The sequence below is a fragment of the Polaromonas sp. CT11-55 genome, assembly GCF_047303325.1.
GTDB lineage: Bacteria > Pseudomonadota > Gammaproteobacteria > Burkholderiales > Burkholderiaceae_C > Polaromonas.
Genome location: NZ_JBKBEX010000027.1, coordinates 66,129 through 74,933, shown reverse-complemented (window position 1 = coordinate 74,933; position 8,805 = coordinate 66,129). Strand labels below are relative to the sequence as shown.

Genomic DNA, 8,805 nt, shown 5'->3' with positions numbered 1-8,805 from the left:
CTGGTTCCTGCGTCCCCTGCGCTTCGCTCCGGGGCAACCTGCGGTGCTCGGTCCAGACGGGGTCAAAAACAACTCGCCTTCGGCTCAAACAAGTTTTTGCCCTTATCCGTCTGGCCCTGCGCTCCTCGGCGCATCCACAAGGGTTGGGGACAGGAGTACCAAACAGCCGAAGATAGGAAGCTGTTGGATTAGCCCTAGGCCTGAATCGGGCCGCTGCTCCTTCGATAATCTCTCCATGCAGATAGAAGAACGTCCTCCCGGAAATCCCCCTTTCGAAACTCCTTTTGCCTGGATAGGCGGTGAGGAGCGCGTCAAGGCGCTGGTTGAGCGGTTTTATGACTTGATGGACCTGGAGCCGGGCTACAAAGCCCTGCGCGCCGCGCATGGCAGCACGCTGGACAACGCACGCCAGCGCCTGTTCTGGTTTTTGTGCGGCTGGATGGGTGGGCCGCAGTACTACACCGACCGTTTCGGCCATCCGCGCCTGCGCATGCGCCACATGCCGCAGCAGACCGGCGGCGGCTCCATCGGGATTGCCGAGCGTGACCAGTGGCTGGCCTGCATGGACCAGGCCATGCGTGAGACCGGGGTGGACGAGGGCCTGCGTGTGCGGCTCAATGCGTCTTTTTTCCAGACAGCCGACTGGATGCGCAACCGGGGCGAATAGGCCGGAGGCGCTTGCGGCCTCAGCTTTGCGCGAGCAAGACCACCAGCGCCCCGGCGCCGCCTTCGGCCGGCCTGGCCTGCACAAAGGCCAGCACTTCCTGCTTCTGGATCAGCCAGCTCTGCACCTTGCCCTTGAGCACCGGTGTCTTGCCCGGTGAGCCCAAACCTTTGCCGTGAACCACGCGCACGCAGCGCCAGCCCATCTTGTGGGCGTCCTTGATGAAGTCCGCCAGCGCCTCGCGTGCGTCCTCGCGACGCAGGCCGTGCAAATCAAGCTGGCCCTGTATGCTCCAGCCGCCGCGGCGCAGCTTGCGCACCACGTCGGGCCCCATGCCGGGCCGCCGGAAGCTCAGCGCCTCGTCGGTGTCCAGCAGGGTTTCCACGTCGAACTCGTCGGAGATCGCCTCGCGCATCACCGCGAGTTCGTCGCGCTGCTGCTGCACCGGGATGGGGGCGGCTTGCTGCACCGGCAGCGCGGCCTTGTGGCCGGGCAGGTGTTTGGCGGGCAGGGACTTGACGGTGCCGACGGCGCGCGCGAACAGCTCTTTTTCGGCCTTGGTTTTGGCCGCGGCGGCGGCCTTTGCGGCGGCGGCTTCTTTTTCCAGCCTGGCCCGGGTTTCGATTTCCCGCTTGACGGCCTTGAGGTCCTGCAGGCTTTTGAGTGCGGGAGATTTCATGGACTTACCTTACAACATTCCCAGCTCGGCCATGGACACCGCCTGGGTGCTGGTCACCACGAAATGGTCAAGCACGCGCACATCCACCAGCGCCAGCGCCGCCTTGAGGTTGTGCGTGAGCGCCTCGTCGGCGCGCGAGGGCTGGGCCCAGCCGCTGGGGTGGTTGTGGGCCAGCACCACGCTGGCGGCGTTCAGGGCCAGGGCGCGTATGACGACTTCGCGCGGGTAGACCGAGGTCTGGGTCAGCGTGCCGCGAAACAGCTCCTCGAGCACGATCAACCGGTTCTGGCTGTCCAGAAACAGCATGGCGAAGACCTCGTGCGGCCGGCTGCCCAACTGCAGCTGCAGGTAGTCGCGCACGGCCTGGGGCGTGTCGAACAGGGTTTTCTGGCTGAGGTTCTCGGCCAGCGCGCGGCGGGCCAGTTCCAGCACGGCGACCAACTGCGAGCGCTTGGCTGCGCCGCCCAGTCCCTTGATGCGCTTGAGGCTGTCTGCCGTGGTATGCAGCAACCCGGCCACGCCGCCAAAGGTATCCAGCAGTTCCTGGCCCATTTGCAGCACGTTTTTGCCGGGGATGCCGGTGCGCAGCAGCAGGGCCAGCAGTTCGGCGTTGCTGAGCGCGCCGGGGCCGCGGGCCAGCAGTTTTTCGCGGGGGCGGCTGTCTTGGGGCAGGTCTTTCAGGATCATGGGTCGATCTCTTGTTATGGGTTGGCGGGGCGGCGGTCAAAGGAGCCGTCGCGCGAAAAAGGCCAAAAAACCGGGTTTGGCCCGGTCAGGCCGTCCTTTCTACAATAGAGGCAGTTTACAAACATTGGCCCGCCGTTCCGGCCGGCCCCGAAAGCCCCAGCCATATGTCCACCGTGGAACTCTCCGCCGCTCCCCTGATCCAGCAGGGCTCTTTCCTGACCCTGCACTACCGCATGGCCGGGCCTTCGGTGGGCGGCAAGCCGGGCGCCGACATCATCAACACCTTTGAGGGCAAACCCGCCACGCTGAGCCTGGGCACGGGTGAGCTCTCGCCGGCCATCGAGCAGCGCCTGCTGGGCCTGCCAGAAGGCACGCGCACCACTTTCGAGTTGCCGGCCGGCGAGGCCTTCGGTGAGCGCAACCCCGATCTGGTGCAGTGGGTGGCGCGCAAGCTGCTCAATGAGCTCGGCGACCCGGATGAGCAGTACAAGGTCGGCGACGTGGTGCAGTTCCCCACGCCCGACGGCACGGGCCAGTACGCCGGCGCGGTGCAGCAGGTCAAAGAGGGCGGCGATGCGGTGCAGTTCGACTTCAACCACCCGCTGGCCGGCCAGCCAGTGGTGTTTGAAGTGCAAGTGATTGGCGTCCTATGACTGAATCGAAAAAACTCCCGCAAGAAATCCTGCTGGCCGAGCCGCGCGGTTTTTGCGCCGGCGTCGACCGCGCCATTGAAATCGTCGAGCGCGCGTTGACCAAATTCGGCAGGCCGATTTATGTGCGCCACGAGATCGTGCACAACACCTACGTCGTCAACGACCTCAAGGAAAAAGGCGCGATCTTCATTGAAGAGCTGGACGACGTGCCGCCGGGCGCCACGCTGGTGTTCAGCGCCCACGGCGTGAGCCAGGCCATCCAGAAGGAGGCCGAGCGCCGCGGCTTCCAGATATTTGACGCCACCTGCCCGCTGGTGACCAAGGTGCATGTGGAAGTCGCCAAGCTGCACAAGGAAGGCTACGAGTTCATCATGATCGGCCACAAGGGCCATCCCGAGGTCGAAGGCACCATGGGCCAGCTTGACAGTGGCATCCACCTGGTAGAGGACGCGGCCGACGTCTGGCGCATCACCCCGGCGCAGACCGAGCGCCTGGCCGTGGTCACGCAGACCACGCTGAGCGTGGACGACGCGGCCGAGATCAGCGCCGCCGTGAAACAGCGCTTTCCGCAGGTGCGCGAGCCCAAGCAGCAGGATATCTGCTATGCCACGCAGAACCGGCAGGACGCCGTCAAGGTGCTGAGCCCGCAGGTCGACATCCTCATTGTGGTCGGCAGCCCGACCAGTTCCAACAGCAACCGCCTGCGCGAACTCGCCGCCAAGCTGGGGACCGAAGCCTATATGGTCGACGATGCCAGCGAGCTCAAGGAATCCTGGTTCGAGGGCAAGGGTCGGGTGGGCCTGACGGCCGGCGCCTCGGCGCCCGAGATTCTCGTCAAGCAGGTGATAGACCGCATCAAGGCGCTGGGCGCGGTGTCGGTGCGCAAGATGGACGGCATTGAGGAAACCATCAAGTTTCCGCTGCCCAAGGGCCTGAAGCTTGACGCGCAGGGCCACATGCTGGAAGTCAACGACAGCCAGCTCCACCAACTCAGCTGAGTTTTCCCATGACCGATCGCGATCACATCGAGCGCTGCCTGCGCGCGTTCAAGGCCGGCTACGGCCACTTCATCCGCCAGACCCCGCTGTGGCAACTGCCCGGCAAGGCGCTGGGCGTGGAATGCGGCGAGGTCTGGCTCAAGCTCGAGCACCTGCAGACCGGCGGCAGTTTCAAGGCGCGCGGCATGCTCAATCGCTTGTTGTCCAACCCCATCCCGGCCAGCGGCGTGATCGTGGCCTCGGGCGGCAATGCCGGCATCGCCACCGCGGCCGCGGCCCGTGAGCTGGGTGTGCGCTGCGAGGTGTTTGTGCCCGAGGTCTCACCCCCCGCCAAGCGCGCCAAGCTGGCCGCCCTGGGCGCCGAGGTGGTGGTGACAGGCGCGGCCTACGCCGACGCGCTCAAGGCCTGCCTGGCGCGCCAGCAGGAGACCGGCGCGCTGCTCACCCATGCCTACGACCAGCCTGAAGTGCTGGCCGGCGCCGGCACCATGGCCGCGGAAATCGAGCAGCAGGGCGGTGTGCCCGACTCGGTGCTGGTCAGCGTGGGTGGCGGCGGTCTGATAGGCGGCGTTGCCGGCTGGTTTGAACAGCGCAGCCGCGTGGTCGCGCTGGAGCCCGAACTGGCGCCCACGCTCTACAAGGCCCGCGAGGCCGGTGAGCCGGTGGACGTCGCCGTCAGCGGCATCGCCGCCGATTCGCTGGGCGCCAGGCGCATAGGCAGCCTGGCCTGGAAAGTCACCCAGGCCCATGTGCGTGACGCGCTGCTGCTGACGGACGAATCCATACGCGCGGCGCAGCTCTGGCTCTGGAAAGAACTCAAGCTGGCCGTGGAGCCCGCCGCGGCCTTGCCGCTGGCCGCGCTGCAAAGCGGGCGCTACCGCCCGCGCGCCGACGAAAAAGTCTGCCTCATCATCTGCGGCGCCAACCTGGACCCGGCCAGCCTGAACTGAAGAAACAGGCGGGAAGGGCGGAGCCGGGCCGCACAAAATACAATGGCCCCATGCTAGACATCAACCTGCTCCGCAAAGACCTGCCATCGGCTATTCGCCGCCTGGAAACCCGCAAGACCCCGCAAACCTTCCTCAATGTGGAGGCCTTCCAGGCCCTGGAGGCCGAACGCAAGGCCTTGCAGATCCGCACCGAAGAGCTGCAGAACCAGCGCAACACCCTGTCCAAGCAGATCGGCCAACTCAAGTCCAAGGGGGAAGACGCCAGTGCCGTCATGGCGCAAGTGAGCGCTTCCAAAGCTGAACTCGAATCCTCCGCCGCCCGGCTCGACCAGATCCAGGCCGACATGCAAGGCCTGCTGCTGGCCGTGCCCAACCTGCCGCACGAGAGCGTGCCCCAGGGCGCGGGCGAAGCCGGTAATGTCGAGGTGCGCAAATGGAGCCCCATCGAAGGCCCGGGCGGCGAACCGGCCGCGTTCGCCTTTGAGGTGAAGGACCACGTCGATGTGGGCCAGCCCCTGGGCCTGGACTTCGAACTCGGCAGCAAGCTCACGGGCGCGCGTTTTACCGTCATGAAGGGCCAACTGGCGCGCCTGCATCGCGCGCTCGCGCAGTTCATGCTCGACGTTCAGACACAGGAGCACGGCTACACCGAGTGCTACACGCCCTATATCGTCAACGGCGATTCGCTGCGCGGCACCGGCCAGTTGCCCAAGTTTGAGGAAGACCTGTTCGCCGTCAAGAAGGGCGGGCAGGAGGGCGCGGCCGAAGCCGAAAGCGTCTCGCTGTACCTGATCCCGACGTCCGAGGTCTCGCTGACCAATTTCGTGCGCGACGAAATCGTCGCCGAGGCCGACCTGCCGCTGCAGTTCACCGCGCACACGCCCTGCTTCCGTTCGGAGGCCGGCAGCTACGGCCGCGATACGCGCGGCATGATCCGCCAGCACCAGTTCGACAAGGTCGAGATGGTGCAGGTCACCCATCCCGACAAAAGCTACGAGGCGCTGGAGGCCATGACCGGCCACGCCGAAGCCATCCTGCAAAAGCTGGGCCTGCCTTACCGCGTCATGCTGCTGTGCACCGGCGACATGGGCTTCGGCGCCAGCAAGACCTACGACCTGGAAGTCTGGCTGCCCGCGCAGAACACCTACCGCGAGATCAGCTCGGTCTCCAACTGCGAAGCCTTCCAGGCGCGCCGCCTGCAGGCCCGTTTCAAGAACGCCCAGGGCAAGAACGAATTCGTCCACACCCTCAACGGCTCCGGCCTGGCCGTGGGCCGCACCCTGGTGGCTGTGCTGGAGAACTACCAGCTGGCCGACGGCTCCGTCGCCGTGCCGGCGGTGCTGCAGCCTTATATGGGTGGCATCAAGGTGCTGACCCCCGCCGGGAAATAGGCGGCCAGGGCCTGCTAGAATTGCGGGTTCACTCTTGGAGAGGTGGCAGAGTGGCCGAATGTACCTGACTCGAAATCAGGCGTACCGCAAGGTACCGTGGGTTCGAATCCCACCCTCTCCGCCAAATTTGCATCCAGAACAGTCTAGATTGATCTGAGAAATGCCTTGAAAGCCCCGCTAGCCGGGGCTTTTTCGTTTCCGCGGACGGCGCAGCGTCGGACGCCTCGCTTTAGCCCAACCCAATCGCCCAAAAAAAAGCCCGGGACAAACCGGGCGTGGAAGCTGGCAAGGCCAGCGAGGGAGGGAGCGGCTCATGACAAGCCGCGAATTGAATATAGCTGCTCATTTCTGGGGGCCTTGTAGGAGAATGCCCAAAATGCATCCCCTGATGGTTTCCAATCCCGATTCCGTCGTGGCCGAGCTGATAGGCCGCATCGCGGCCATCGTGATGCGGACTTACGAGGTGGAGCAGTTGTTGCCGCGCGGCTGCGAGCACCGGCTGTCGCTCGCGGGCCACGAACTGGTCAGCGCGATCTCGACGGATGCCGGGCGCATCGATTTTTCGTGCGAGCTGACGCTGGAAGTCCGGGAGCGCGGCAGCTCCTTTCTGGTCAAGGTGCAAGGCCAGGCCGCCTATGAAAGCCCGGTCTGGCGCGTCAACGAAATCTACGAAGTGGTGGTGGATCCACTGGATCGGGGAGCGACCGGGCATGGGGACTTGCAATAAGGACCCAGGGAGGACCCAGGGCTGCGCCTGTCGGCCTATGGCGCTGAATAAGTCCTAAGTACCAGCTTTTCCGATGGTGATCGTGCCGGTTAGGCCAAAGAAGGGTGTTTTCCTACAGAGCTTCCCCCGTCTTGGGGCCTAAAGTGGACATTGAGCAATCTGGTGCCTCCCCGCTGCAGTGGGGGCGGACGCCATGGCCATTCAAGGAGGACAACAAGATGCTCGCACTGCTCAAGGTGAAGCTTCAGCCATCGGGGGAATACATCCTCAAGGAAGCAGGTCAGGACATGACCTTCAATCAAACCATAGGCCCCTTGACGGATGCGGGCGAGTTCTACAAACGTGTCGCCTCGCGCATCGCCGAACTGGCCAGGGCTGGCATGCAGGTCAAGTACATCGACCACGGCGAGTACGACTCGCATCCCGGTTCGCTCTGAGGCCCTGGGCAGGAGAGGCGGCGCGCCCTCAGGCCAGTTCGAAATGCAGCAGCCTGATGGGATGGAGCTGCTCTTCGGCGAACTGGGTCTTGCCGATGGCGGCTTTTTCGAGGTCTTCCCGCTCCAGTTCAACCAGGATCAGTTCTTCTTCATGGGTGCGCAGGTAGATGCGCAGCTTGATGTCCTTGCCGGAAAGCAGCACGGGGCTTCCTCTTATGGATGTCAGGGCTTGCGGGTGTTGTCGGGCCGGGCGTCGGCCGGTGTGCCCGGCACAGCGATCCTGTCGCGGGTGCTGGGCATGGTCACCGCGATCTTGCGGGTTTGCCGGAAGGCCAGGGCCCTTGCCGCGGGATCGCGGTAGCGGGAAGGCCACAAGACCTGCGGTGTGGTGTCCAGGGCTTTGGCCACCAGCTGCTCGGCCGCCAGCCAGGGGCTGGTGAGCACGCGCTGGATGTGGCTGTAGCCGTTGTCGTGGGCGATCTTGCGCAGGCTGGTGCCACGCTTGCGCAAGGCAGCAATGACGTCGGCGGGATGCATATCCTCCTGTGAGGTTGTTGTTTTATTTGTGCTCATCTCCACTATTTTGAGCTTGAGAGGCGTGAAGTCAAGCTCGATCAAGCCCATAGTTATGAGTATTGCTTATATTTTTATGCATAAACCATAAATCAAGGGAGCTCGGGTTTGCATGTCTGTGTTCATTGACACAAAATAGTGTTCATGAGCACAAAAGACGCGGCGCCTTCCGACCAGGCGCCTACGGAAAAAGCGCCTGGCGCGCAGAACGCCAACCAGCCCTATCCCTTGGCCTCGGTGTCGCCGGTCAAGGCGGATGAGCCGGTGGCCTGGTACCGTTACCACGCTGCGGCGGCCGCCAGCAAGGAGGAGGTCAAAACCGTCAGGACCGAGGCGCGCAGCGTTTTTATGCAGCAATTCGGCCAGCGCTGCCGGGCCGCGCGCGGCGCCCGCGAGATCAACGACGTGGCGGCCGCAGTGGGTGTTCACCGCAACACCATCTGGAACGTGGAGCGCGGCGACAGCCTGCCCGATGCCTTCGAACTTGAAGTGCTGGCCCGCGAATACAACACCACGCCGACGCAGCTGCTGGGCGGCCAGGCGCAGGACACGGGCCGGTCCGCGGGCGTGCCCCACGGCGTGCGCGCGGTGCAGGTCGACGAATTGATCTACGTCCCGCTGTTCGACCTGCGCGAGCAGGCGGAGGGGGCTGCCTTTACCGACGCCGACTCGGTGCTGGCCATGCGGCCTTTCGATGCGCAGTTCATCCGCTACGACCTGGGCATCGCGCACGACGACCTCGCGATGTTCGGCGTGGTGGGCGCGTCCATGGAGCCGTGGCTGCATGCCAGGGATGCCGTGCTGGCGGATCTGCGCGACCGCGACGCGCTGACCGAGGGGGTGCACCTGATACGCCTGGACGGCGCGCTGCTGATGAAAAGGCTGCAGCGCCTGCCCGGAAAAATCCTGCGGGTCAGCAGCTACAACCCGGCCTACGAGCCCTTCGACATCCAGGGCCACGAGTCGGCCGAGCGCGACTTCGCGGTGCTGGGCCGGGTGCGCTGGGCCGGGGTGACCTTCAACTGAGGGCCGCGCCGCACCCCCGC

At 64.8% G+C, this 8,805-nt stretch carries 12 protein-coding genes and 1 tRNA gene; 9 read left to right on the top strand and 4 right to left on the bottom strand.

Annotation, left to right across the window (positions count from 1 at the left end):
- Positions 1-235 precede the first annotated feature (235 nt).
- On the top strand, positions 236-667 hold the full coding sequence (locus tag ACEN8I_RS20305; protein ID WP_413330437.1) for a group II truncated hemoglobin: 432 nt from the start codon (positions 236-238) through the stop codon (positions 665-667).
- Between the two features lie 19 nt (positions 668-686).
- Here ACEN8I_RS20305 and ACEN8I_RS20300 read toward each other — a convergent pair whose 3' ends face one another.
- Together ACEN8I_RS20300 and radC are read right to left on the bottom strand one after the other, a co-directional pair.
- Complete coding sequence (locus ACEN8I_RS20300) at positions 687-1,343, bottom strand: Smr/MutS family protein (RefSeq protein WP_413330436.1); 657 nt, start codon at positions 1,341-1,343, stop codon at positions 687-689.
- A 9-nt stretch (positions 1,344-1,352) separates the two neighbouring features.
- On the bottom strand, positions 1,353-2,030 hold the full coding sequence (gene radC / locus ACEN8I_RS20295; protein ID WP_413330435.1) for a RadC family protein: 678 nt from the start codon (positions 2,028-2,030) through the stop codon (positions 1,353-1,355).
- A 164-nt stretch (positions 2,031-2,194) separates the two neighbouring features.
- Here radC and ACEN8I_RS20290 point away from each other — a divergent pair, with 164 nt between their 5' ends.
- From ACEN8I_RS20290 to ACEN8I_RS20260, 7 genes are all read left to right on the top strand, one after another.
- Positions 2,195-2,683, top strand: coding sequence for an FKBP-type peptidyl-prolyl cis-trans isomerase (locus ACEN8I_RS20290; RefSeq protein ID WP_413330434.1), 489 nt, complete (start codon positions 2,195-2,197; stop codon positions 2,681-2,683).
- Positions 2,680-3,681, top strand: coding sequence for a 4-hydroxy-3-methylbut-2-enyl diphosphate reductase (ispH, locus tag ACEN8I_RS20285; RefSeq protein ID WP_413330433.1), 1,002 nt, complete (start codon positions 2,680-2,682; stop codon positions 3,679-3,681). The genes ACEN8I_RS20290 and ispH overlap by 4 nt, the downstream gene beginning before the upstream one ends.
- 8 nt (positions 3,682-3,689) lie before the next feature.
- Positions 3,690-4,631, top strand: coding sequence for a threonine/serine dehydratase (locus tag ACEN8I_RS20280; RefSeq protein ID WP_413330432.1), 942 nt, complete (start codon positions 3,690-3,692; stop codon positions 4,629-4,631).
- 50 nt (positions 4,632-4,681) lie between these two features.
- A complete protein-coding gene (gene serS, locus ACEN8I_RS20275; RefSeq protein ID WP_413330431.1) occupies positions 4,682-6,022 on the top strand; it encodes a serine--tRNA ligase in 1,341 nt (446 codons plus the stop codon).
- Positions 6,023-6,058: 36 nt separating this feature from the next.
- A tRNA-Ser gene (locus tag ACEN8I_RS20270) sits at positions 6,059-6,146 on the top strand.
- Between the two features lie 264 nt (positions 6,147-6,410).
- Entirely contained in the window at positions 6,411-6,749 is a 339-nt protein-coding gene (locus ACEN8I_RS20265) for a hypothetical protein (protein WP_413330430.1), read from the top strand.
- Between the two features lie 218 nt (positions 6,750-6,967).
- Complete coding sequence (locus ACEN8I_RS20260) at positions 6,968-7,186, top strand: hypothetical protein (protein WP_413330429.1); 219 nt, start codon at positions 6,968-6,970, stop codon at positions 7,184-7,186.
- Positions 7,187-7,214: 28 nt separating this feature from the next.
- Here ACEN8I_RS20260 and ACEN8I_RS20255 read toward each other — a convergent pair whose 3' ends face one another.
- Complete coding sequence (locus tag ACEN8I_RS20255; RefSeq protein WP_413330428.1) at positions 7,215-7,388, bottom strand: hypothetical protein; 174 nt, start codon at positions 7,386-7,388, stop codon at positions 7,215-7,217.
- A gap of 20 nt (positions 7,389-7,408) precedes the next feature.
- Positions 7,409-7,723, bottom strand: coding sequence for a helix-turn-helix domain-containing protein (locus ACEN8I_RS20250; RefSeq protein ID WP_413330427.1), 315 nt, complete (start codon positions 7,721-7,723; stop codon positions 7,409-7,411).
- A gap of 180 nt (positions 7,724-7,903) precedes the next feature.
- Between ACEN8I_RS20250 and ACEN8I_RS20245 the strand changes: the two genes are divergently transcribed.
- Positions 7,904-8,785 (top strand): XRE family transcriptional regulator, encoded by an 882-nt coding sequence (locus ACEN8I_RS20245; RefSeq protein WP_413330426.1) that lies wholly within the window; start codon positions 7,904-7,906, stop codon positions 8,783-8,785.
- The last annotated feature ends 20 nt before the right edge of the window (positions 8,786-8,805 follow it).

Bases quoted from the DNA above. Each gene is read 5' to 3' on its own strand.
- ACEN8I_RS20280 (WP_413330432.1), top strand. From the start codon at position 3,690: ATGACCGATCGCGATCACATCGAGCGCTGCCTGCGCGCGTTCAAGGCC.
- ACEN8I_RS20290 (WP_413330434.1), top strand. From the start codon at position 2,195: ATGTCCACCGTGGAACTCTCCGCCGCTCCCCTGATCCAGCAGGGCTCT.
- ACEN8I_RS20250 (WP_413330427.1), bottom strand. From the start codon at position 7,723: ATGCATCCCGCCGACGTCATTGCTGCCTTGCGCAAGCGTGGCACCAGC.
- serS (WP_413330431.1), top strand. From the start codon at position 4,682: ATGCTAGACATCAACCTGCTCCGCAAAGACCTGCCATCGGCTATTCGC.
- ACEN8I_RS20265 (WP_413330430.1), top strand. From the start codon at position 6,411: ATGGTTTCCAATCCCGATTCCGTCGTGGCCGAGCTGATAGGCCGCATC.
- radC (WP_413330435.1), bottom strand. From the start codon at position 2,030: ATGATCCTGAAAGACCTGCCCCAAGACAGCCGCCCCCGCGAAAAACTG.
- ACEN8I_RS20300 (WP_413330436.1), bottom strand. From the start codon at position 1,343: ATGAAATCTCCCGCACTCAAAAGCCTGCAGGACCTCAAGGCCGTCAAG.
- ACEN8I_RS20260 (WP_413330429.1), top strand. From the start codon at position 6,968: ATGCTCGCACTGCTCAAGGTGAAGCTTCAGCCATCGGGGGAATACATC.
- ispH (WP_413330433.1), top strand. From the start codon at position 2,680: ATGACTGAATCGAAAAAACTCCCGCAAGAAATCCTGCTGGCCGAGCCG.
- ACEN8I_RS20305 (WP_413330437.1), top strand. From the start codon at position 236: ATGCAGATAGAAGAACGTCCTCCCGGAAATCCCCCTTTCGAAACTCCT.
- ACEN8I_RS20245 (WP_413330426.1), top strand. From the start codon at position 7,904: ATGAGCACAAAAGACGCGGCGCCTTCCGACCAGGCGCCTACGGAAAAA.